General features: G+C 65.4%; 17 protein-coding genes and 1 riboswitch. Of the genes, 13 read left to right on the top strand and 4 right to left on the bottom strand.

Going from position 1 to position 22,887, the window contains the following annotated elements; all coding sequences use genetic code 11:
• Window positions 1-9: 9 nt before the first annotated feature.
• Both ACE10X_RS40185 and rpmE read right to left on the bottom strand, forming a co-directional pair.
• Window positions 10-2,613, bottom strand: a complete 2,604-nt coding sequence (locus ACE10X_RS40185; protein WP_038386638.1) for an MASE1 domain-containing protein — start codon at window positions 2,611-2,613, stop codon at window positions 10-12.
• Window positions 2,614-3,985: 1,372 nt separating this feature from the next.
• Window positions 3,986-4,213: a 50S ribosomal protein L31 gene (gene rpmE, locus ACE10X_RS40180; protein WP_375763698.1), complete on the bottom strand. Its 228-nt coding sequence runs from the start codon at window positions 4,211-4,213 to the stop codon at window positions 3,986-3,988.
• A gap of 194 nt (window positions 4,214-4,407) precedes the next feature.
• Between rpmE and ACE10X_RS40175 the strand changes: the two genes are divergently transcribed.
• From ACE10X_RS40175 to ACE10X_RS40150, 6 genes are all read left to right on the top strand, one after another.
• Window positions 4,408-6,264 carry an ABC transporter ATP-binding protein/permease gene (locus ACE10X_RS40175; RefSeq protein WP_375763697.1) on the top strand — a complete coding sequence of 619 codons (1,857 nt, stop codon included), beginning with the start codon at window positions 4,408-4,410 and terminating at the stop codon, window positions 6,262-6,264.
• A 5-nt stretch (window positions 6,265-6,269) separates the two neighbouring features.
• Window positions 6,270-6,809, top strand: a complete 540-nt coding sequence (locus ACE10X_RS40170; protein ID WP_375763696.1) for a hypothetical protein — start codon at window positions 6,270-6,272, stop codon at window positions 6,807-6,809.
• A 150-nt stretch (window positions 6,810-6,959) separates the two neighbouring features.
• Window positions 6,960-8,450 carry an amidohydrolase family protein gene (locus tag ACE10X_RS40165; protein WP_038386641.1) on the top strand — a complete coding sequence of 497 codons (1,491 nt, stop codon included), beginning with the start codon at window positions 6,960-6,962 and terminating at the stop codon, window positions 8,448-8,450.
• Between the two features lies 1 nt (window position 8,451).
• Window positions 8,452-9,381, top strand: a complete 930-nt coding sequence (locus ACE10X_RS40160) for a GTP-binding protein (RefSeq protein WP_085970736.1) — start codon at window positions 8,452-8,454, stop codon at window positions 9,379-9,381.
• A 229-nt stretch (window positions 9,382-9,610) separates the two neighbouring features.
• Window positions 9,611-9,807, top strand: a riboswitch (cobalamin riboswitch).
• 105 nt (window positions 9,808-9,912) lie between these two features.
• Window positions 9,913-12,195: a TonB-dependent siderophore receptor gene (locus tag ACE10X_RS40155; protein WP_038386643.1), complete on the top strand. Its 2,283-nt coding sequence runs from the start codon at window positions 9,913-9,915 to the stop codon at window positions 12,193-12,195.
• A 2-nt stretch (window positions 12,196-12,197) separates the two neighbouring features.
• Window positions 12,198-13,697, top strand: a complete 1,500-nt coding sequence (locus tag ACE10X_RS40150) for a PepSY domain-containing protein (protein ID WP_375763695.1) — start codon at window positions 12,198-12,200, stop codon at window positions 13,695-13,697.
• 7 nt (window positions 13,698-13,704) lie between these two features.
• Here ACE10X_RS40150 and ACE10X_RS40145 read toward each other — a convergent pair whose 3' ends face one another.
• Together ACE10X_RS40145 and gspD are read right to left on the bottom strand one after the other, a co-directional pair.
• Complete coding sequence (locus tag ACE10X_RS40145) at window positions 13,705-14,178, bottom strand: tetratricopeptide repeat protein (RefSeq protein ID WP_028340292.1); 474 nt, start codon at window positions 14,176-14,178, stop codon at window positions 13,705-13,707.
• A 76-nt stretch (window positions 14,179-14,254) separates the two neighbouring features.
• Window positions 14,255-16,642 carry a type II secretion system secretin GspD gene (gene gspD, locus ACE10X_RS40140; protein ID WP_375763694.1) on the bottom strand — a complete coding sequence of 796 codons (2,388 nt, stop codon included), beginning with the start codon at window positions 16,640-16,642 and terminating at the stop codon, window positions 14,255-14,257.
• Window positions 16,643-16,978: 336 nt separating this feature from the next.
• Here gspD and ACE10X_RS40135 point away from each other — a divergent pair, with 336 nt between their 5' ends.
• The 7 genes from ACE10X_RS40135 to ACE10X_RS40105 are packed head-to-tail and all read left to right on the top strand — an operon-like array spanning window position 16,979 to window position 22,887.
• Window positions 16,979-18,655: a GspE/PulE family protein gene (locus ACE10X_RS40135; RefSeq protein ID WP_375763693.1), complete on the top strand. Its 1,677-nt coding sequence runs from the start codon at window positions 16,979-16,981 to the stop codon at window positions 18,653-18,655.
• A gap of 4 nt (window positions 18,656-18,659) precedes the next feature.
• Entirely contained in the window at window positions 18,660-19,871 is a 1,212-nt protein-coding gene (locus ACE10X_RS40130; protein ID WP_304557268.1) for a type II secretion system F family protein, read from the top strand.
• Between the two features lie 17 nt (window positions 19,872-19,888).
• Window positions 19,889-20,404, top strand: coding sequence for a type II secretion system major pseudopilin GspG (gene gspG / locus ACE10X_RS40125; RefSeq protein ID WP_038386650.1), 516 nt, complete (start codon window positions 19,889-19,891; stop codon window positions 20,402-20,404).
• A gap of 15 nt (window positions 20,405-20,419) precedes the next feature.
• Complete coding sequence (locus ACE10X_RS40120) at window positions 20,420-20,884, top strand: type II secretion system protein (RefSeq protein ID WP_038386656.1); 465 nt, start codon at window positions 20,420-20,422, stop codon at window positions 20,882-20,884.
• Window positions 20,859-21,269, top strand: coding sequence for a prepilin-type N-terminal cleavage/methylation domain-containing protein (locus ACE10X_RS40115; protein ID WP_157788057.1), 411 nt, complete (start codon window positions 20,859-20,861; stop codon window positions 21,267-21,269). Before ACE10X_RS40120 ends, ACE10X_RS40115 begins: the two co-directional genes overlap by 26 nt.
• Complete coding sequence (locus tag ACE10X_RS40110; protein ID WP_038386651.1) at window positions 21,266-21,973, top strand: type II secretion system protein J; 708 nt, start codon at window positions 21,266-21,268, stop codon at window positions 21,971-21,973. Before ACE10X_RS40115 ends, ACE10X_RS40110 begins: the two co-directional genes overlap by 4 nt.
• Entirely contained in the window at window positions 21,973-22,887 is a 915-nt protein-coding gene (locus ACE10X_RS40105; RefSeq protein ID WP_038386652.1) for a general secretion pathway protein GspK, read from the top strand. The genes ACE10X_RS40110 and ACE10X_RS40105 overlap by 1 nt, the downstream gene beginning before the upstream one ends.

Here is a 22,887-nt window from a genome sequence, read left to right as displayed (position 1 = left end):
CGCGGCCGGTCAATTTCTGCGCACGGCTTCGGTCGTGCTTGACGCCATGGGCGTGCCGGATGATCGCGTTGGTCGGGGAGGCGCAAGATCGTGGATAAAATCTCTCAGCGCCTCGGTATCGAACGGCTTGCGGAGTATTTTCAGACTTGGCGGAGCCGCTTTTGCGGCATCGCTGTAGCCGGTTGTAAGGGCTATCGGCAAACCGGGGTATCGCGACCTGACTTCTCTCGCGAGCCCGACGCCATCGATCGTCCCGGGCATGACGATATCGCTGAAGACGAGATCGATCTTTGTACCGGCGTCGAGCAATTTCAGCGCCGCTTCGGCCGAATCTCGATAGATCGTGTCATAACCCAGATGCTCGAACAGCGAGGAAGTCACATCCGCCACTTCTGGGCTGTCGTCGACAACGAGAACCGTCTGCCGCTGCGGCTGCCTTGCTCTTGTTCTGGCAGCGGCCAGCTCTTTACTGGTGATTTGCTCGTCTGCGCAGGACGGCAGGTAGATTGTAATCGTCGTTCCCTGTCCAACCTTGCTGTCCGCCGTCACCGTTCCGCCGGCCTGATGCGCGAAACCATAGACTTGCGACAAGCCGAGCCCGGTACCCTTGCCGACCTCCTTGGTCGTGAAGAACGGATCGAACATCTTGGACAGGAGGTTTGGCGGAATGCCGGTGCCGGTATCGCCAAGCGCTATCGCAAAGAAGGCCTTTGCGCGGCGATCGCCGCCGGTTTCCTGGTTCGCGGTCACCGCATGGACGGATAAGGTGAACGTGCCGCCGCTTGGCATGGCATCGCGCGCATTGACGGCGATGTTGACGATCGCAAGTTCCAGCTCGGCGAGGTCCACCTTGACCGACGCTACGCCCTCGCTGACGTTCTCGTTGTACACGATGTTCCCGCGCAGCGAGCTCTCGATCATGGTCCGCATGTTCTTGATGGACGTATTCAGGTCGACGACCGTCGGGCTGAGATGCTGATGACGAGAGAATGTCAACAATTGGCGTGTGAGGCTCTCGCCGCGTTTGGCCGCGGTCTGTATGGCTTCAATTGCCTTGGGCAGTTTTGGATCGAGCAGGCGAGTGAAGATCTGGGCACTGCCTCCGATGATCATCAATAGATTGTTGAAGTCGTGTGCAATCCCGCCGGTCAGCTTGCCGATTGCCTCCATTTTCTGCGACATCGCGAGCTGTTCGCGTGCCTGAACCAGCTTCTCCTCCGCGTCGCGTCGCTCGGTTGCGTCGCGCAGAATACTGATAAAGCCGATCAGATTTCCCGCGTCATCATGGCTCGACGAGACTGAGCCGGTGATGAAGAACGGCGTACCGTTCTTTCTGATGCGCCAACCCTCTACGTCGTACTTGCCTCGTTCGATTGCCGTCTCCAGCGCGTGCGTTGGCGAACCTGCGCGGCGTTCATCCGGCCGATAAAATATTCCAAAATGCTTGCCTATGATTTCTTCCGAGGTGTAGCCGATGATCTTTTGAGCGGTGCTATTCCAGCTCGTAACGTGTCCTTCTCGATCAAGCGCAAAAATCGCATAGTCGACGACGCCTTCGATAAGGGTTTGGAAGTGCCGTCTGATGCTGTCGAGCGCCGAGGCGTTCCGTTCAAGTTGACCGTTCAGTTGGTCCTGCACGGAAAGCAGATGGGCTTCCGTGGTCTGGCGCGTGGCAATTGCCGCAGCCAGGGCAAGAGGGGGCGCCGATACGATGATCGAAAGCACGAGCAGTGACAACAATGCGCCGCTCAGATCCGTCTTCGGAAACGGATCATTACCGGACGCGAACCCCCAGACTGCCATTCCGGTGAAAATGAGCGCAGCCGTAGCCGCGGTGCATCGATTGCCGCGCAGGCCGGTCCAGATCAACGGGAGCAAAGCCAGAAAGCCCAGCAGACTGCGATGCGGCAACGGCAAATTGAGATCGTCGCTGATGAGGTCACTGCCGATGAGCGGGCTGTAGGCTACGATCCCAATGAGACCAGCGAGTGCGGGAACAGCGATCGATTCCAGCAGAGCCCACCTGGAGGAAATCCGTAAGGGCATCATCGCCCAGAGCACGATGACCGGAGCAATCACCAGGGTCGCGGCTGCGTCGGCAAGCCACCAGGTCAGCCCGGCGGCGACGGAATCGGGAAAGCTCGGTTCGTTGACGAAGATGAATCCGGCCAAAGCGGTGGATGAACTGATCATCGCGGTCGGTACAAAGGAAATGCTCGCAGACTTTGCGACACCGGCTGGCGTGGCAAACGTCTGGCGACCGTTCGACCAGCGTCCGATCAGCCATGTCCCGGCCATTGCAGCAAGGAGGGTGCCGATCCCGGCGGCGACAAACTCCAGGAGCGATCGGTCGGTCATCAGGTAAGGCGCGACGGCGCCCACCAGGATCGCGGGCCAGACCCGGTACCCCCGCAGTAGCATCAGCGCGAGCGCAACCCCGGTTGGCGGCCACAGCGGTGTCGCGGCTGGATTGATAGCGGGAAGGAGATGTGCGGAGGCCGCAAGGCTCCCGTAGATCGCGGTGACGATAAAAACTTCGATCGAGTAGGTCACAGCGCTCCGAGCATCGCCAAAGGCGAAAATGCCGGCCTTATCGAACCTTGCCCGTTCCATCACAAGCCTTTGCGGTGGGCACCTCAAGAATGCGGTAGGGAACGACCTGGCACCCGGTCCAATGTCACCCGAGGGAGGGCGATTGCATTTTCACCATGTCGATGACCCCTGCCAAACACTCAACGCAGTTTTGACCAAAGCATGGCCGCTGCATCGAGAGTAGGGGGCGCCAACAACTTCGTAACAACGGCTATGGGGCAGGATCGCTGACCTAATGGCGTGGGTCCTGCAAAATTGATCCGATCCCGCCTGCGTGTCGGTGTCGCTCAAGTGACCGCTTCGGGTCAAAGGCGAATATCGGCAAGCGCCGTTCGAGCTCAGCTTTGGGCCAGGAGCAGACGCCGGAACGGCGCGAGCGGTCGGCGTTCTCTCGCCGCCATGTCGACCCCGAGACACCGGCAGGTACTTCTTCAACCCTAGGTAGCCAAACTCAGGCTGTATGGTACCGTGCGCTCGTCGGGACGGCATTTCCGTCCCGGATTTGGGAGGGCCATGTCATGAGATTGCCGTCGAGCCTTCAGCCGTCGCTGTGTTGTCAACTGTCTGGCTGTGCGGCCCGGCAGCGTCGCAAACAGACCCCGCCAAGCCGCTTCCGTCCATCACGGTCGAGGCGCCGAAGCCGGTGGCAAGGCCAATCGTGCGACCCAGGTGGTGACCACAGGAGCATCTCACCGGAGATCGAGAACCATCCAGACGTCATCGTCAACCGCTCGTGCGCCGGCACCGGATTCAGTGCTGGGCAGGATTGCCGCGCTGGAGAAAGTCGCCAGCAATTGCAACGGTGGCTGCGAATCGAGCCTCCCGCATGGCAAGGACCCTTGGGTCGGGTGTAGCGAGTCGACGGGCGGACAAACCCACGGACCGTTCTCGTCGACGTGCCGAGACAACCTCACCTACAAATCCTACGTCGATTGCGTCGAGACCAAATGGTTCCTGGGCGAGTACCGAAACAGGGCCTGGTGGCTTTGCAGCAGCCTGCAGGCCGCGGGGAAGTTTAAGGTCGCCGAACTCAAGCGATCGAAACGTCCACACTAGACCGTGACGAGATTGGGTCGAGCAGCGACGGCACAGTGCTCCCTCTCCCCGTTCTTACGGGGAGAGGGTTGGGGTGAGGGGCCGTTGCCGCATTCCGTGATAGCCGCGTTCGCGGAGATTCCCCCTCACTAATGAGAGTTGTTGCGCGATGCTGGGGCCACGATCCTGTTCATCATCAAGTGCGGTGGCTATAGGCTCCTGGCTTTCGCCGGGACGACCCATCGAAAGGATCGCGGGCTCGTTCAGCCCGCCGATCCGGACGAGCCCCCAAAAACAAAAACGCCCCCGAGACGGGGGCGTTTTGCGTGTGATCGCCAAGGCGATTGCGAAGCGGACTTTAGTCCTTCTTGAGGAAGCCCGAAAACTTCTTCTGGAAGCGCGAGACGCGGCCGCCGCGGTCCATCAGCTGCTGGGTGCCGCCGGTCCAGGCCGGGTGCGACTTGGGGTCGATGTCGAGGTTCAGCGTGTCGCCTTCCTTGCCCCAGGTCGAGCGGGTCAGGTACTCGGTGCCGTCGGTCATGACGACGTTAATCGTATGATAATTCGGATGAATATCGGCTTTCATGACAGTTCCTTCGGCGCGCCGGCGCCCGTCTCAAGATGTCTGGAATACGGGATTTGCGCGGGTCTATAACCCATGGAGCCCGCCAAAACAAGCCAAGAAAGGGCCTAAGCCCATCACCGGATTGGGACTTTACCGGATTTGCCAGCGGGGGGTCGGCGGGCCTATGTGGGGGGCGATAGAACCGGTCTAGATTGATGAGCGTAGCCGAACAGCTTGAGACCCCGCGCGGCGCCCCGCAGCCCCCGCGCGACGCGTTGCTCGATGAGGAAGCCTTCATCGAGAGCCAGATCACGGAGCCGGCGAAGAGCCGTGCCCGGTTGCGGCCGTTGCTTGCGCTCGCGCCCTATGTGGCGCGCTACAAGGGCCGGGCGATCCTCGCGCTGATCTCGCTGACGATCGCCGCGATCACCACGCTGATCGTGCCGGTCGCGGTGCGGCGGATGATCGACATGGGCTTCACGCCCGAAGGCATCGCGATGATCAACAGCTATTTCAGCGTGATGATCGCGGTCGTCGCGGTGCTCGCCTGCGCCAGCGCCTCGCGCTACTACCTCGTGATGACGATCGGCGAGCGCATCGTCGCGGATCTTAGGCGCGACGTGTTCGCGCATCTGATCTCGCTGTCGCCCTCGTTCTTCGATTCCGCGCGATCAGGCGAATTGGTGTCGCGGCTCACCGCCGACACCACGCAGATCAAGTCCGCGGTCGGCGCGTCGGTGTCGATCGCGCTGCGCAACCTGATGCTGTTCTTCGGCGCCGCCGCTATGATGGTGATCACCAGCCCGCGGCTGTCCGGCTTCGTGTTGCTCGCGATTCCGATCATCGTGATTCCGCTGGTGGCGTTCGGCCGCTGGGTGCGGCGGCTGTCGCGCACCGCCCAGGACACGCTGGCCGATGCCAGCGCCTATGCCTCGGAGCTGGTCAATGCGATCCGTACCGTGCAGGCCTATACCGGCGAGCGGCTCGCCAGGACGCGTTTTGCCGGCGAGGTCGAGCAGGCCTATCAAGCCGCGCGCAGCTCGACCAAGGCGCGCGCGGTGCTGACGCTGATCGTCATCTTCATCGTGTTCGCCAGCGTCGTCGTGATCCTCTGGGTCGGCTCGCACGACGTGCTGGTCGGAACCATCAGTCCGGGCCGGCTCGGCCAGTTCATTCTCTACACGGCGTTCGCCGCGAGCGGCCTCGGCCAGCTCAGCGAGGTCTGGGGCGAGGTCTCGGCCGCATCGGGCGCCGCCGAGCGGCTGTTCGAGATCTTGCGCGTCAGGCCGCAGATCGCGGCGCCCGCTTCGCCGCGCGCGCTGCCGCAGCCGGCGCGCGGCGATGTCGGCTTCGACAATGTCAGCTTCGCCTATCCGACCCGGCCCAATGCGCTCGCGGTCGACGGCGTGTCGCTGGCGGTGCGATCAGGTGAAAAGGTCGCGATCGTCGGTCCGTCCGGCGCCGGCAAGAGCACGCTGTTCCATCTGCTGCTGCGCTTCTACGATCCGACATCCGGCACGATCTCGCTCGACGGCGTGCCGATCCGGCAGGCCGATCCGGCCGAGGTGCGCGCGCGCATCGCGCTGGTGCCGCAGGATTCCGTGGTGTTCGCCGCAAGCGCCCGCGAGAACATCCGGTTCGGCCGGCCCGATGCTTCCGATGCCGAGGTCGAGCGCGCCGCCGATCTCGCCCATGCCACTGAATTCCTGCGCCGCCTGCCCGAAGGCTTCGACGCCCAACTCGGCGAGCGCGGCGTGACGCTGTCCGGCGGTCAGCGCCAGCGCATCGCGATCGCGCGCGCGATCCTGCGCGATGCGCCGCTGCTGCTGCTCGACGAGGCGACCTCGGCGCTCGACGCCGAGAGCGAGACGCTGGTGCAGACCGCGCTGGAGGAATTGATGCGCCACCGCACCACGCTGGTGATCGCGCATCGGCTGGCGACCGTCTTGTCCTGCGACCGCATCCTGGTGATGGAACAGGGCAGGATCGTCGAGCAGGGCACCCACGCCGAGTTGGTCGCCGCGGGCGGCCTCTACGCCCGGCTGGCCCGGCTGCAGTTCGAGGGGATCTGAGCGAATTGGGCCTCGGCGCGCTCCGCCTATGCGATTCCTATGCGATCGGGCGCGCGCTCCCCTCGAAAACCTATTCCCGCGCAAGGATAGTCGCGCCGCGTCTGACCTCCTTCGACAGCCGAAGGAGGTCAGACGCGCGGGGTGTTCGACTGATGCGCGAGTACGCGACTGAACCGGAGAGCAAGCTGCTTTGTGCCTGGCAGCTTGCCGTGCTGCGCTTCGCAGTGACGCTCGACGACGACGATCGGATGCACGCGCTCGGTGTGGCCGGCGAGGTCGACCGGCTGGGCGGCGCGGCCGATGACGCCTTCCACTTCTTCCGCAGGACGACGGCGGAGCTGTGCGCGGCGATCTCCGGTCAAAGTGCGGATCAGGAGGCCGTCATCCGGCGATTCCTGGCGCAGATCGACAATGTCAGGCTCAAGCGCGCGGTCGAGGCGGCGATCGCCAAGGACCGCACGCCGCCAAAACTCGTGGCGAGCCGCGTGAAGCCCGGCCCCGATCTCTGGCGCGGGCTGCCATCGCGGCGTGCAACCGGAACGTAGGACGGGGCTCTCTGCAATCGCCATCACGCGCGGCGGATATTCCGTCACAGCATGTCGCCACAACCCTGGCCGGCTTGCTGCGATCAGTGCGATGCGCTTCTCTGTGTTCGACAGGAGACCGGTCGGTTTCGGAATGCGGGGAGTGACGAGATGGGTGGCTTGGTGATCAGCGGCGGCCGGGTGGTGGATCCGGCCAGCGGGATGGACGCGATTGGCGATGTGGCTGTGGTCGACGGCAAGATCGCCGCGGTCGGCACCGGCCTCGGCGGCGCCGAGCGGCAGATCGACGCGACCGGGCTCGTGGTGGCGCCGGGTTTCATCGACCTGCACGCGCATGGCCAGACCATTCCGGCCGACCGCATGCAGGCCTTCGACGGGGTGACGACCTCGCTCGACCTCGAGGCCGGCGTGTTGCCGGTCGCGTCCTGGTACAAGCGCCAGGCCGAGAAGGGCAGGGTGCTGAACTACGGCGCCGCCGCCAACTGGGCCTTCGCGCGCATCGGCGCGATGACCGGCTCGAATTCGGAAAGCTCGCTGGAATCGTTTGGCGCCGCGATGCGCGATCGCCGCTGGATCGAAAACGTCGCGACCGAAGGCGAGGTCGGCGGCATCCTCGACCGCCTCGCGATCGGCCTGAACGAGGGCGGTATCGGCATCGGCATTCTCAACGCCTATGCGCCGGGCGCCGGCGTGCAGGAATTGACCGCGGTGTGCCAGCTCGCGGCCACGCATGCGGTGCCGACCTTCACCCACGTCGCCTACATGTCGCGGATCGATCCCGAGAGCGCGGCCGAGGCCTATATCCGACTGATCGGGTATGCCGGCGCCACCGGCGCGCATATGCACATCTGTCATTTCAACTCGTCGAGCAAGACGGATATCGAACGCTGTGTTGCCCTGATCGCGAAAGCGCAGGCGCAGGGCCTGCCGATTACGGTGGAGGCCTATCCCTACGGCACCGGCTCGACCGTGCTGGCGGCGACCTTCTTCAGCGATCCGAAATTCGAGGAACGCAACGGCCTCGGCTATGATTCGGTGCAGCGCGTGACCGACGGTCATCGCTTCGGCAGCCGCGAGGAACTGCTGGCGGCACAGGCCGAAGAGCCCTCGACCTTGGTGCTGTGGCACGTGCTCGACATCGAGAACAACGCGCATCATCGCGATCTGCTCGACATGGCGGTGCTGTATCCGGGCGGCGCGATCGCCTCCGACGCGATGCCGTGGACGCTGTCGGACGGCCGCCCCTACACCGGCGACGCCTGGCCGCTGCCCGACGATGCCACCTCGCACCCGCGCTCGGCGGGCTGCTTCACCCGCTTCATCCGCGAATGGGTGCGCGAGCGCAAGAAAGTGTCGTTGCTCGAGGGCATCCGCAAATGCGCGCTGATCCCGGCCGAGATCCTGTCGGCGAGCACGCCGGCGATGCGGGCCAAGGGCAGGCTGCAGGTCGGCGCCGACGCCGATGTCGTGGTGTTCGACTTCGAGGCGCTGAGCGATCGCGCGACCTTCTCCGCGATGAATCGTCCGGCGGAGGGCGTGCGGCATCTCGTGGTCAGCGGCCAGCCGCTGATCAGCGATGGGGTGCTCGATGTCGCGGCGCGTCCCGGCCGGCCGGTGCGCCGGCCCGTCACCGGAGGCTGAGGTGCCGGTCCCGATCCTGCTGGTCGCGGGCTTCCTCGGGGCGGGCAAGACCACGGTCGTCAACCATCTGCTGGCGCATGCGCAAGGGCGGCGCATCGCCGCCGTGGTCAACGATTTCGGTGCGATCAATATCGACGCGGAGCTGATCGCGGGCGCCGGCGACGGCGTGGTCAGCCTGAGTAATGGCTGCATCTGCTGCACGCTGGAGGGCGACCTGCTGCGCACGCTCGCCACGCTGCTGCGGCGTGATCCGCGTCCCGAATTCATCGTGATCGAGACCAGCGGGATCGCCGATCCCGCCGACATCGTGCGCAACCTGATGGATCCCGTGATCTGGAAGGAGGCGCCGCTCGAGACCGTGCTGTGCGTGGTCGATGCGACGCAACCTGCGGGGATGCTGAACGATGCGCTGCTGCGCTCGCAGCTGCGGGCGGCGGACGTGGTGGCGCTGAGCAAGGTCGATCTGGCCGATGCCGCCGCGTGCGCCGCGATCCGCGACGCCGTGCGCGCGGCGCGTCCGGCAGTCGTGGTGGTCGATGCGTTGCATGGCGAGGTGCCGGCCGCGCTGCTGTTTCCGGCGGATCTCGATCATCTGCCGGCGCCGCGCGAGACCGCGCCGCGACGGCCGGCGTCCGATCGCTTCGAGACGCTGAGCTGGATCTCGGAGCAGCCCGTCGTGCTGCCGCGCTTGCAGCAGGCGATCGGCAGGCTGGCGCCGAAGCTGGCGCGGGCGAAGGGATTGTTCGAGACGGTGGAGCAGCCCGGGCGGCTGACGGTGTTTCAACTCGCCGGCGGCCGCGCGACCTTGGCTGCGGGCGGCGTGCCGTCGCCCGGCGTGCCGCGCACGCGCATCGTGTTCATCGCCGAGATGGGTGCGCTCTCGCGGGCGGAGATTGATGAGGTGATGCAGGGATGCGTCGAAGCCAAGTGATGCGAAGATTCTCCGTCATCCTGAGGAGCCGCGAAGCGGCGACTCGAAGGGGCGACGGCCCGGCTGGTGGCCGTGCATCCTTCGAGGCTCGCTCCGCTCGCACCTCAGGATGACGGAATGACAAAGGGTCCTCGCGTCAGCCGCAGATGTCGCTGTGTCATCGCCGCAGCAGCATCTCGCAAAGCATGTGTGCGACGATCGCATCGAATTGACAGCCTTGCCGGCACCACCTATCGTTTTTGCCGACGGTTCCCTTCGGGGATCAAAAGGGAATGCGGTGCGAGGGTAACCCCAATGCCGCAGCTGTCCCCGCAACTGTAAACGGCGAGCCTTTCGTCAATTTGCCACTGGGCTATCAGGCCCGGGAAGGCGTCGACAGGCGATGACCCGTGAGCCAGGAGACCTGCCGTCAGTCGTGGTCACACGCGAGCACATCGGGCGGGGGCGTCCTGGTGGGATCGGAGCACTGCCTTTTGGGCAATGCGCCAGTCCGCGTTCGCGGTGACGTGCCACGTTACCGCGAGTCCCTCCATGTCTCCGTCCTTTCCCGTTGCGCGCAAATGGCGCCTCGGTCTCGTCTGCTCCCTGTCATCGCTGCTGCTGCCGGCCGAAGGCTTGGCACAAACTCCTCCACCAACCAGGCTCGATCCGATCGAGGTCGCGCCTTCCGCTGCGGCAAGGTCGAAGCCTGCGGTGCGCAGCCGTGACATGGCCGCCGCGGCGCGGCCACGGCCGAGACCCGCCACGGCCGCACCAGCCGGCAACACGCCGCGCGCCGCGACGTCAGGCGCATCGGGGGCGGCATCGCCGACGCTCAATGCCACCACGCAGGGCGGCACCGGCAGTCGTCTCAATCTGACGCCGCTGCAGACGCCCGCCAGCGTCGAGATCATCACGGCGCAGACCATCGCCGAACGCGGCCAGCATAATGTGCTCGATGCCGTCACCCAGGACGCGGCCGGCTTCATCGCAACGCCGGCGCCCGGCAATGGCGGCCTGTCGTTTAGCACCCGCGGCTTTGCCGGCAGCAACTCGGTGATGACGCTGTATGACGGCACGCGTTTCTATATCGGCTCCGGCACGCTGACGTTCCCCTACGACACCTGGTCGACGCAACGCATCGAGGTGCTGCGCGGCCCGGCCTCGGTGCTGTACGGCGAGGGCGCGATCGGCGGCGTCATCAACGTGATTCCGAAGAAGCCGCAGAACACGCCCTATAATGAGGCCGAGGTCTCGCTCGACAGCAACATGACCCGGCGGCTCTCGGTGGACAGCACCGGTCCGATCAATCCCAATGTGTCGTACCGCGTCAACGCCACCGGCAACATGTCGGACGGCTGGGTCGATCGCGACAAGACCTCGAACGCGGTGGTCTCCGCTGCCGTGCGGGTGCAGGCGTCGGACAATCTCGCCTTCACGCTGTCGGAGGACTACGGCGACCGCAGCCCGTCACGCTATTTCGGCACGCCGCTGATCAACGGCTCGATCCAGGACGCGCTGCGCTTCAAGAACTACAACGCGGCGGACAGCGCGATCCGCTATCAGGACAGCTGGACCCGGTTCAAGACCGAGTGGGACGTCGCCGACGGCATCAAGGTCAACAACACGCTGTATTACCTGACCAGCGAGCGGCACTGGCGCGACATCGAGAACTACACCTGGAATCCGAAGACCCAACTGATCGATCGCACGAGCTATATCGAAATCTTCCACGACCAGAGGCAGCTCGGCAACCGGATGGATACGACCGTCAGCGGCCACGTGTTTGGACTTGCGAACCAGGTCGTCGCCGGGTTCGACGTCAACCGGATCGACTTCACCCATACCAACAACTCGCCCTATGGCGGCGCGTCGTCGGTCAATCCTTACGTGTTCGATCCGGGATCGTTCTTCGCGACGACGACGGCGACCACGCCGGGCTTCAACGCGATCGTCAATCAATACGCGCTGTTCGCCGAGGATCGGCTCTCGCTGACCGATCGATTGTCGCTGGTCACCGGGGTCAGGTATGATCGCCCCGAGGTCGACCGCACCGACTACAAGACGCCGGCAAACAGTTTTGAGACGACGCTATCGGGCACCAGCTGGCGCGCTGGCCTCGTCTACGAGCCGATCAAGAACCTCGCGTTCTACGGTCAGTATGCGGTCGGCGTCGATCCGGTCAGCAATCTGATCTCGCTGTCGACGACGCAAAAAACCTTCCAGCTTGCGACCGGCAAGCAGACCGAGATCGGGGTCAAGCAGTCGTTCTGGGGCGGCCGCGGCGAGTGGACGCTAGCTGCCTACGAGATCGTCAAGACCGGGCTCACGATTCCCGATCCCGGCAATCCCACCGGCGGCCTGGCATTGCAAATCGGCCAGCAATCATCCCGCGGGGTCGAAGGTTCGATCGGGCTCGCGCTGAGCGACCGCTGGCGCGTCGACGCCAATCTTGCGCTGCTGCGCGCCAGATACGACAACAACAGCCAGGTTGTCGGCGGCAAGATCGTCAGCTTCAACGGCAATGTCCCGGTCAACGTGCCGCAGCAGGTCTCGAACGTCTGGCTGACGTGGGATTTCGCGCCCAACTGGTCGGTCTATGGCGGCGTGCAGATCGTCGGCGCAATGTACTCCGATCTCGCCAACACCCAGCTGCGGCCGGGCTACAACGTGGTCAATGGCGGCATCAGATGGAAGCCGGATGACCGCACCACGGTCGCGTTCCGCCTCTACAATCTCTTCGACAAGGTCTACGCTGTGACCTCGAACGGCACCGGGCAGTGGCTGCTCGGCATGCCGCGTACCGCCGAATTGTCCGTCAACGTGAAGTTTTGACCATGCGCAACGCTCTGATCCGGCGCTGGCGGCGATGGCTCTATGTCGTCCATCGCTGGATCGGCATTGCGACGTGTCTCCTGTTCGCGATGTGGTTCATCTCCGGCCTCGTCATGATGTACGTGGCCTTTCCGCGCCTCACCGACAGCGAGCGCGTCGCCGCGCTCCCTGTCATTCCCTGGAATGAGGTGCAGCTCGCACCCGATTGCGCGATGGCGATCGCGGGCGTAGAGCGTTATCCGCGTGACCTGCGGCTCGCGATGATGGACGACACGCCCGTCTATCGGGTGACCGGCTGGAAGGGAGGGACGATCACCATTTCGGCGACCGATGGCAACGTGATCGACCGCATCACGCCGGACCAGGCGCTGGCCATCGCACGTCATCATCCGCACACGGTGCAACCCCAACTGCTCGGCACCGTGACGCGCGACCAATGGTCGGTCACGGCGCGCTTCGATCCGTTGCGGCCGCTCTATCTGATCGGCCTCGGCGACCCTGATGGCACCGAGCTCTACGTCTCCGCGCGCACCGGCGAGATCGCGCTCGACACCACGCGTCGCGAGCGCATCTGGAACTGGCTTGGTTCGATCCCGCACTGGATCTATCCGACCGTGTTGCGCAAGAACGGCCCGCTGTGGCGGGATGTGGTGCTGTGGATCTCGGGGGTCTGTCTTGTCGTCGCGGTCACCGGCTTCTGGATCGGCATTTTGCGCCTGCGGCTGACGCGCCGCTACGCGAGCGGCGCCGTCTCGCCCTATCGTGGCTGGATGGCCTGGCATCACATCGCCGGCCTGATCGGCGGCATCTGCGTCTTGACCTGGATGTTCAGCGGCTGGCTGTCGCTCAATCCCGGCGGCGCGTTCTCGGCTCGCGGCATCACCCGCGAGATTACAATCGGCTACAGTGGCCATGACACGCCCGACATCGTCGCCGGCTTCCAGTCGTCGCCATCGATGCCGGCGGTGGAGGCGCGCTTCGTCTGGATCGGCGGACACGGGTTGATGTTGCTCGACGACGGTAACGGCGGCCGCAGCATCGCCGATCCTGTGACCGGTGCGCAGATGACCCTCTCGCGCGACGAGGTCATCGCTGCCGCCCGACACGCAATGCCCGGCGCTACGATGACATCAGCGCGGCAGCTCGATGAACCCGACGCCTACTGGTACACGCTGCACCAGGCGCGCGAGCTTCCCATATTGCGGATCGGCTTCGACGATCCCGCCCGCACCTGGCTGCACATCTCCCCCGTCACCGGCGAGATCCTCGACCGCAGCGACGACAGCCGCCGGTCCTACCGCTGGCTGTTCAACGCGCTGCACAGCCTCGACTTCCCGCTGCTGCTACGCATCTCGCCGGCGCGCGACGTCGTAGTGTGGCTGCTATCGGCGGCTGGCACGATTATCTCGATCAGCGGGATCGTGATCGGCTGGCGCCGGTTGCGGCGGCGGAAGGTACGAGGCAGGCACGTGTCGGCGAGCCTCGTGCGTACGCCCTGGTAAGCCGCGATTACTTGACGGTCAGGTGCACGTCCGGCGCCGGCCGATCGGGGGCCCATTCCAATGCAAACCGCTGACCGGCAATGATCTCATAGGTCGAGAGCTTGGATGCGACCGCATCGCGGAACCGGAGATAGGCGTCGCGCTGCCGCCCGTTCGAGCGGGCCGCGGCCAGATTGAGCCATTTGTAGGCCAGCACGAAATCTGTCGGAACGCCGTGACCCTTGTCGTACATCAGGCCGAGCTGGGCTTGCGCGAATGGGTCGCCCTGCACGGCGCCGCGATAGTAGCAGTCGGCGGCGGCTGCGTAGGCCTGCGGCACGCCGAAGCCGTGCTCATACAAGAAGCCGAGCATGCCGAGGGCGCGCGCATTGCCGCGCTCGGCGGCCGGCGCGAGCTCCCGAGCCGCCCGGACATAGTCGCCGCGATGGAAGGCGGCCGATCCGCGCGCCACGCTGTCGGCGCTCGCGACAGAGGCGGTCATCGCCCAAACCACGATCGCGAGCGAAGCCGAGAGGCGCGTCCGTTGTGCGAGAACGCGGCGCATCCTGCTGCCCGGCTCAGTGATAGCTGGTGGTGATCGGCGCATTGGTCGATGTCGTGGCGATGCTGCCGCGCAATTTCGATCGAAGCTCCTCGGCCACGGTTTGGGCGTCGGAACCATTGCGGATGATCTGCGGGCGAATGAAGATGATCAACTCGGTACGTTGGGTCCCGTTGCTCTGATGTCCGAAGGCGTCACCGAGGCCCGGAATCTGGTCGAGCACCGGAAGCGCATTGCGGGCGCCGCTCTGCTGTTCGCTGATCAGGCCCGCCAGCAGCACGGTCTGACCGTTGGCGACCGAGATCTGGCTCTTGACCCGCCGTTCCGAAACCGTCGGCGTCAGGTTGACCGTGCTGCCGCTGCTTTGGGGAACATTGCTGATCTCCTGCTCGACGTCGAGCCGCACGGTGCCGTTCACGCTGACGCGGGGCGAGACCTTCAGGATGATGCCGGTGTTGCGATAGTCGATGGTGTTGACCACCGTGTTGCTCGTGGTCAGCACCGTCGCGCTGCCGGTCGAGACCGGGACGACGTCGCCGACCTGCAGGGTCGCGACCTGGTTGTTGATCACGACCAGCGAGGGATTGGACAGCACCTTGACGCTGGTGACGGCATGCAGCGCATCCAGGATCAGGCTCGGCTGCGTCGCATTTCCGATCAGGAAGTTGAAGCCCGGGAAGCTCTGGTTGATGAAGGTATTGGTGAGCGATCCCGCGACCGAGACCGCGCCGGTGGTCGCGTCCGTGGTGGTCGCGGGCGCGGACGTGGCCTGGGTGCCGAGGATCGAGCCGGTGTTCGGCTTCAGGCCGAGATTCTGGCTGGTGAGATAGGTCTGCACGCCATAGGACAGGGTGTTGTTGAGCGTGACCTCGGCGATCGTCGCGTCGATCGCGACCTGGAGCTGCGGCTCGTCGATCTGCAGCAGCGTCGCCTCGATGATTCGGTAGTTGGCCTGGTCGGCATAGATCAAGAGATTGTTGTTGACGGTGTCGGGCGTGATCCGGACGTCCTGCATGACGGACTGCCCGTTGCCGCCGCCTGCACCGCGTCCGGCATCCAACGCGGCATTGTTGCCCTGGCCCGGATTGTTGGGATTGTTCGCTTGCCCGCCGGCGCCAAATCCTTGGCCCAGGCCCTGGCCTGTCGCGCCTGTCCCCGACGTGCCACGGGATGCGAAACCGCTCATGCCTGAATTCGCGCCGTTGTTGTTGTTGAGCGACAGACGGTCGGCGACGCTTGAGGTCGATGAGGTGCCGGAGCCGGGCGCGAGCTGGCTGTCGGCACTGTCGAGCAGGTTGCCGGACGATCCGCCAAGGAACATGTCGGTCAGGACCCGCGCGATCTGGCGCGCATCGCCGTATTTGACCCGGTAGACATGGACCGAGGTGCGCGCCGTGTCGTTGCGGTCGAGGCGCTTGATCCAGGTCGCGGCCGTGTGCAGCATGTCGGGCTTCTTGGTCACCACCAGCACCGCGTTCAGGCGCGCGATCGGCATGAACTTGATGACGTTCTGGCTGAGGCCGTTCTCGCCGGAATCAACGATCTTCTCCAGCTCGGCAATGACCGGCGCGGGCGAGCCGCTCGAGATCGGGAAGATGCCGACGGATTGGCCGCGCATCCAGTCGACGTCGAAACTAAGTACGGTATCGACCGCGGTGCGGCGCTCGGCGCCGGTGCCCTGGATCAGCAGCAGATTGCGCGTCGTGTCGGCGCGGATCGCGCCCGCCCTGGTGGCGAAGCTGTCGGTCAGCTTCATGAGGGTCTGGGCCGACACATATTGCAGGGGGACCACCGAGATGCCGAATCCGGGTTCCGGATTGGCGGCCACGGCATCGACGCGGCCGCCGCCGACGGCGTCGCCGAGCGGCGTCAGGCGATAGCCTGCCGTATCCTTGAGCAGCACGACGCCGCTCAGGCGGAGTGCGTTTTCAAGCACGAAGACCATGTCGGATTTCGGCACCGGGCGGACCGAGACCAGGCTGACCGTGCCCTGCACGCGCGGGTCGATGGTGTAGCCGACATGCAGGATGTCGCCGAGCACGACCTTGGCGACGGTCGCCACCGGCGTGCTCTCGAAATTCAGATCGAAGCCATTGCCGTTCGACGCCGGTTGCGGCCGCGCGTCCGCGACCGCCGTCACTTCGCTTCCGTCATACATCGCCGCGCGGACGCTGCCGCCCTGGCTGCCGCCCGTCGCCGCCTGTGCGTTCACCGGTTGCGGCTGGCGCTGCGCCAGATCCAGCGAGCGCACCTTGTCGGTGACGTCGAGTTGGGATGCGTCCACGCTCTCGCCGACCGTCGCGGAATTGCAGGACGCCAACAACCCCAGTGACGTCAAGGCAAAAATGGCTGCGAGGCCGCCACGGATCGTCGGGCAGCGGCCCACTGTGCCTACGCGTTGCATGAAGGCCCTTCGCTTTGACTAACTGAAATTTCGATTGCTTGCGACGATCGGTCCTACCCCGGAGGGACTCTTAGCGATCGAACATGACAGAAATAAATTGGTTACATGATTGTCGTTCGCGACATGCCCATCGCATCGCACCTGGATTGTGCAGCCGGCGCGCTGCTTGTGTCCGCGATGCCACCCTCAAAGTTTGTTGAGCGGGACGAATGATGTGACTTCGCACAGCTGTCACACTTCGGATCGATAACCGCACAATTGCCGGGAGCCGAACACGACGGCACGCAGCGGCACTTGGCACGAACTGATCCGGGATAGTGTGGCGGGATATCGAGAATGGCCAACGAGCTGTCCGTTCTGTTCGTGGATTATCTGCGTCAGAACAATCACCTGGCGCCGATCGAGGGGCCGGCTGAGCGGGCCGGGCAGGGCGCCGACGTCAGGCAATTGAAGCTGTGGGAGGTCACCAGCCTCTCCCCGACCGAATTCGCCGACGAAGCCGCGCGCTTCTTTGCGCTTCCCCGCCTGACGCTACAGGACATGACCTCGGCCGAACCGCTGGTCGGGTCGTTCTCGCCACGTTTCCTGCGCGAGACCATGGTCTATCCGTGCCGGGCGGCGGACGGGACCACGGTGCTCGCGGTTGTCGATCCGACCGACCAGGCGACGCTGCGGGCGGCACAGATCGTGCTCGGCGCTGATATCGATGTGAAAGTGGCTTCGTCGGAAGACGTCGCCATCGCGCTGAACAACTCTTCCAGCGCCGAGGAGGCGGAGGCGACCGATAGCGCGGCGGCGCTGCCCCGGGAAGACGACATCGAGAGCCTGCGCGATCTCGCCAGCGGCGCGCCGGTGGTGCGCGCGGTCAACGACCTCATCGAGAAGGCGGTCGAGCTTCGCGCCAGCGACATCCATATCGAGCCGTTTTCCGCCGGCCTGATGGTACGCTTGCGGATCGACGGCCTGCTCCGGCCGGTCGCCGCGCTGTCGGGCGTGCTGCCACAGGCGGTGGTCTCCCGCATCAAGATCATCGCCAACCTCAATATCGCCGAGCGCCGCCTGCCGCAGGACGGCGCGGCGCGGCTGCGGGCCGGTCGCACCGACATCGATATCCGCGTCGCGATCATGCCGACGCAACACGGCGAATCCTGTGTCATCCGTATCCTGCCCAAGGATCGCGGCCTGCTGGTGGTTGAAAAGCTTGGGTTCTCCGAGCCTGACGAAGCCAAGCTGCGGCGGCTCCTGAAGCTGCCGCACGGCATGGTCGTGATCACGGGACCGACCGGCAGCGGCAAGACGACGACGCTGGCGACGATCCTGTCGATCCTCAACGAGCCCAGCCGCAAGATCCTGACCATCGAGGATCCGGTCGAATACGAGCTTCCCGGCGTCAACCAGTCCCAGATCAAGCCCGCGATTGGCCTGACCTTCGCCACCGCGCTGCGGTCGTTCGTTCGCCAGGACCCCGACGTGATCATGGTCGGCGAAATCCGCGACTCCGAGACCGCGCATGTCGCGGTGCATGCGGCGCTGACCGGGCATCTGGTGCTGACTACGCTGCACACCGAGACGGCGGCTGCCGCAGTGCCCCGTCTGCTCGACCTCGGGGTTGAAGGCTATCTGCTGCGCTCGGTGTTGCGCGGCGTGATCGCGCAGCGTCTGGTCCGGCAACTCTGCGAGCGCTGCAAGACGGCGCGGCCGCTTGCAACAGCCGATTTCGCCGAGGATCCCCGGCTCGCCGCGCTCGGCTTCAAGGCCGGCGAGATCGTTCAGGAGCCATGCGGCTGCGAGCGCTGCGGCGGGACCGGCTATCGCGGCCGCCTCGGCGTGTTCGAACTGCTCGAACTGTCCAATGAACTGCGCGAACTGATCGGGGAGCGAACCGACGGGCTGAAGATCGATACGATGGCGATCCGCTCGGGCATGACCACGATGCTCGACGATGGGGTCGCAAAATGCCGCGCCGGATTGACCTCGCCCGCCGAGATCCTCCGCGTCGCAACGGTGCGGTGACGCCGTGCCGAATTATCGCTATCGCGCGTTGACCCAGGCCGGCGAGATCGTGAACGGCACGATCTCCGCCCCGACCTCGGCCGAGGTGGCGCGGCGGATCGAATATCTCAAGCTGCTGCCGATCGAAACCACCGAGGACAAGCGCGCATCCGGCGCCGGCGGCGGCCGCAGCCTGTTCGGCGGACCGAGCGCTGCCGAGGTCACCACGTTCACGCGCGATCTCGCGCTGCTGCTCAAGGCCGGCGCGCGGCTCGACGACGCGCTGGAGCTGCTGTCCGGCGACGCCGATGTCGGCCGGATGCGTCCGGTGGTTGCGAAAATCCGCGCCGCCCTCCTCACCGGCGAGAGCTTTGCCGACGCGGTCGCCGATCATCCGACCCTGTTCCAGCCGATGTACATCGCCCTGGTCCGGGTCGGAGAAATCTCCGGCACGCTCGATTCGGTGCTGGAGATGCTGGGGACCGAGCGCGCGCGGTCCGAGCAGATGCGGCGAAAACTGACCGACGCCATGCAGTATCCGGCCTTCGTGCTGGTCGCAGCGTCCGGCGTGATGCTGTTCTTCCTGCTGTTCGTGCTGCCGCAATTCTCGACCGTGCTCGGCGATTTCGGCGGCAAGTCGGATACCGCGCTCGCCAGCTTCATCGCGGTGTCGGATTTCCTGCGCGCCAATGCAACGGCGGCAAGCCTGATCAGTGCGGCGGCGATTGCGCTCGCGTGGTGGCTGCTGCGGCAGGCGCGCGTGCGCGCCGCCCTGGTCAATGCGATCTCGCGCGTGCCGGGTATCAGCAGCGCCTTCCAGTTCTATCGCGCCAGCCTGTTCTGCCGCAATCTCGGCGTCCTGCTCGGCAGCGGCGTCAACCTCACCGCCGCGCTGCGCATCCTGGTCGACATCATGTCAGTGACCGCAAGCGAGGCGAACTGGACCGCCGCCGCCGACCGCGTCCGCCATGGCGGCAAATTATCGGAAGCACTCGCCGTGGCGGACAGTCTGCCGCCGATGGCGGTCCGCATGCTGCGGCTCGGTGAAGAGACCGGGCAGCTGCCGGTGCTGGCCGGGCGGGTCGCGGAATTCTACGAAGCAAAATTGCAGCGCAGCCTGGACCGCGTCGTCGGCATCGTCGGTCCGCTGGCGATCATCACGATCAGCACCGTCGTGGGTGGGTTGATCGTGTCGGTCATGACGGCGCTGCTCTCGGTCACGCAGCTAGTCGGTTAGAGCAGGGGTCATCGGCCATGATATCGCGCAACACCATCATAAAGGCATTCGCCACGCGAGCGGAGCGCGCCCGTACACCGTCGCAAAGCCAGAGGCGTTCGGGGCAGGAGGGCTTCACGCTGGTCGAGATGCTGGTCGTGATCGCGATCATCGGCCTGATCATGGGGCTGATCGGCCCGCGCGTGCTCAACTATCTCAGCGAATCCAAGGTCAAGACCGCGCGCATTCAGCTGCAGAGCTTCTCCAGCGCGCTCGACCTGTTCTATCTCGACGCCGGACGCTTCCCGTCGACGGCTGAGGGGCTTGCCGCGCTGGTCCGGCGCACGCCGGGGGTCGCGGCCTGGAACGGCCCGTATCTGAAGGGAGGCAACGTCCCGAACGATCCCTGGAACCACCCTTATCTCTATCGCTCGCCCGGTGAACACGGGCCGTACGACATCGTCTCCTACGGCTCCGATGGTCAGGAGGGCGGCAGCGGCACCTCCGCCGACATCTCGCTCGAGAAGACCACCGCGGCCAACAACGACCAGTAAGGATGCATGGCAAGCATGAATGACGCGACGCAGCGCGGTTTCACCCTGCTCGAGATGGTGTGCGTGCTCGCCATCATCGCGCTGCTGGCGGCCGTGTTGCTTCCGTTCATTCCGCACCAGACCTCGCGATCGCGCCTGCAGGCCTATGCGCTGCAGACCGCGACGCTGCTGAAGGCCGATCGGAATGCGGCGATCGAGCGCAGCACCAGCGTTGCGACGCTGGTCGATGCGCCGAGCCGGGTGATCCACTCGGGCGCGTCGCGCATGACAGTGCGGATCCCCGAAGACGTGCGGTTCGATGCCGTGCTGCCGCAGAGCTGTCAGCGCCGCGCCGCACTGTCGACCATCCGTTTCTTCGCCAATGGCGGTTCCTGCGGCGGTTCCATCGCGCTGACGCGGCTCGATGCGGGATATGAGGTCCGCGTCAACTGGCTTACCGGAAGGGTAGAAATCGTTGCTCGCGACGTCGCCGCCAACTGACCGCGCTGATGCGGGGTTCACCATCATCGAGGTGCTGGTGGCGCTGGCGCTGGTGGCTGTCTCGATCGTTGCGATCGGCGCCGTCATGGGCGTCAAGACGCGCGGCGTGCGAGCGCTGGAGCAGCACGTGGCGCTGATGCAGGCGGTGCGCACCTTGATGACGGTCGGCATTCCGCCCCGCGCGGAATTGCAGTCGGGCACCTCGACGGGGCAGGCGGAGGGCTACCGCTGGACCATCGACGTCGCTCCGCTCGGCGGCGACTGGAAGGTGCCCGAGGGCAACGTGCCCTGGGCCCCGGAGCTGGTGCGGATTCGTGTCAAATCTCCGGGCGGCGCGCTGTCCGACATTCGCACCGTGCGCCTGATGCCGAGGTCGTCGGAATGACGCGGGCATGGGCACACCAGCGAACGGGCGAGCGCGGCTTCACGCTGATCGAGACCATTGTCGCGCTGGCGCTGATGGGGCTGTTGCTGTCGGCGCTCGCCAGCATCACGGCGCAATGGCTGCCGAGCTGGAACAGGGGCCTCGACCGGATCCAGCGCAGCGAATTGATCGGGATCGCGCTGGAACGGATCGGCGCCGATCTTGCCGCCGCGGAATTCGTTGCCGCCAACCGCGACAGCCACAAGCCGCTGTTCGACGGATCGGAATTGTCCGTGATGTTCGTGCGCACGTCGGTGGGACCGAATGCAGGGCCGGGGCTCGACGTGGTGCGTCTTGGCGAGACGCGCGATCGCCGCGAGTTCGTCACGGTTCGCACGCAGACGCGCTTCACGCCGCTGGCCGACGGGGTGTCGCTGTCGGAGCAGGTCCATCTCGGCAGCCCGGTGGTGCTGCTGCGCGCGCCCTATCGGCTGTCCTTCGCCTATGCCGGCGCTGACCGGGCATGGAAGAGCGCGTGGAAGGACGCCGACCGGCTGCCGACGATGATCCGGCTGACCGTGCGCGATGCGGCGAGCCAGCGCGTCCTGTCGGTTTCGACCATCGCGCCGGTCCATGTCCAGATTCCGAGCGACTGCACCAAGCCGGACGGCAATTGCGGCGACAAGCAGAGTTCCGGCAGTGCCACCGATCAGGGGAAGACGTGATGCGCGCGTCCGGCAATATCGGCCGATCGCCGGCCAATCGCGGCTTCGTCATCGTTGCCGTGCTCTGGATCCTGCTGGCGCTGTCGTCGTTGGCGATCATCTTCTCGGCCTATCTGGCCGCGTCGGCGCGCGCGCTGGCGGCCAGCGACCTGTCGCTGCAGACCGAGGCGCTGGTGTCGGCCGGGCTCGAGCTCACCGCCTATCAGCTGACGCTGACGGACGAGAAGACGAGGCCGCAGTACGGGGCGTTTCAGTTCGGGCTGGACGATGCCAGCGTCGGCGTCACCTTCACGTCGGAGGCCGGCCGCCTGGATCTGAACTACGCGTCGAAGGAGATGCTGATCGGCCTGTTCGTCGTGCTCGGCGCCAGGAAGGACGCCGCCAGCGAATACGCCGACCGGATCGTCGGCTGGCGAACCCGGCCCGCGCCGGGCAGCGAGAATGTGGAGGCGGCGCGCTACAACGCGCTTGGCTATTCGCCGCGGCAGGGGCTGTTCAGCCATGTCAACGAGCTGGCGCTGGTCGCCGGCATTCCCGAAGCGTTTGTCGATCGCGTGTTGCCGTTCGTGACGGTGTTCAACGGCGGTCCGGATGTTGATCCGACCATCGCCGCGCCGGAAGTCGCTCTCGCCGTCGATAAGGCATCGGGAAAGGACCAGGACGGCTTCGGCGCGCGCCCGGCTTCGCCGAATGGAATCGCTGCCGGGACGCAGGCCCCAAACCAGCAAAGCGCGGCATCGACGGCGCAGAGCCTGTGCTACCGGATCGCAATCTCGATCCGCTTCCGCAACGGTCACCGCACCACATCCGAGGCGGTGATCGCACTCGGCGACAAGGTCGAGCCTTATCGAGTGTTGTCCTGGCAAAACGATGTCGAGCCGCGAAACCCGGTTCTGCTGCGCAAGAGAGGATGA

This window comes from Bradyrhizobium sp. Pha-3, assembly GCF_042258325.1.
Lineage (GTDB): Bacteria > Pseudomonadota > Alphaproteobacteria > Rhizobiales > Xanthobacteraceae > Bradyrhizobium > Bradyrhizobium elkanii.
This window is presented reverse-complemented; position numbering and strand designations above follow the sequence as displayed.

What these genes read in the sequence shown, in the direction of transcription:
- ACE10X_RS40155 (WP_038386643.1), top strand. Translation starts at nt 9,913, where the DNA reads ATGTCTCCGTCCTTTCCCGTTGCGCGCAAATGGCGCCTCGGTCTCGTC.
- ACE10X_RS40165 (WP_038386641.1), top strand. Translation starts at nt 6,960, where the DNA reads ATGGGTGGCTTGGTGATCAGCGGCGGCCGGGTGGTGGATCCGGCCAGC.
- gspG (WP_038386650.1), top strand. Translation starts at nt 19,889, where the DNA reads ATGATATCGCGCAACACCATCATAAAGGCATTCGCCACGCGAGCGGAG.
- ACE10X_RS40175 (WP_375763697.1), top strand. Translation starts at nt 4,408, where the DNA reads ATGAGCGTAGCCGAACAGCTTGAGACCCCGCGCGGCGCCCCGCAGCCC.
- gspD (WP_375763694.1), bottom strand. Translation starts at nt 16,642, where the DNA reads ATGCAACGCGTAGGCACAGTGGGCCGCTGCCCGACGATCCGTGGCGGC.
- rpmE (WP_375763698.1), bottom strand. Translation starts at nt 4,213, where the DNA reads ATGAAAGCCGATATTCATCCGAATTATCATACGATTAACGTCGTCATG.
- ACE10X_RS40145 (WP_028340292.1), bottom strand. Translation starts at nt 14,178, where the DNA reads ATGACCGCCTCTGTCGCGAGCGCCGACAGCGTGGCGCGCGGATCGGCC.
- ACE10X_RS40185 (WP_038386638.1), bottom strand. Translation starts at nt 2,613, where the DNA reads ATGGAACGGGCAAGGTTCGATAAGGCCGGCATTTTCGCCTTTGGCGAT.
- ACE10X_RS40110 (WP_038386651.1), top strand. Translation starts at nt 21,266, where the DNA reads ATGACGCGGGCATGGGCACACCAGCGAACGGGCGAGCGCGGCTTCACG.
- ACE10X_RS40150 (WP_375763695.1), top strand. Translation starts at nt 12,198, where the DNA reads ATGCGCAACGCTCTGATCCGGCGCTGGCGGCGATGGCTCTATGTCGTC.
- ACE10X_RS40120 (WP_038386656.1), top strand. Translation starts at nt 20,420, where the DNA reads ATGAATGACGCGACGCAGCGCGGTTTCACCCTGCTCGAGATGGTGTGC.
- ACE10X_RS40135 (WP_375763693.1), top strand. Translation starts at nt 16,979, where the DNA reads ATGGCCAACGAGCTGTCCGTTCTGTTCGTGGATTATCTGCGTCAGAAC.
- ACE10X_RS40105 (WP_038386652.1), top strand. Translation starts at nt 21,973, where the DNA reads ATGCGCGCGTCCGGCAATATCGGCCGATCGCCGGCCAATCGCGGCTTC.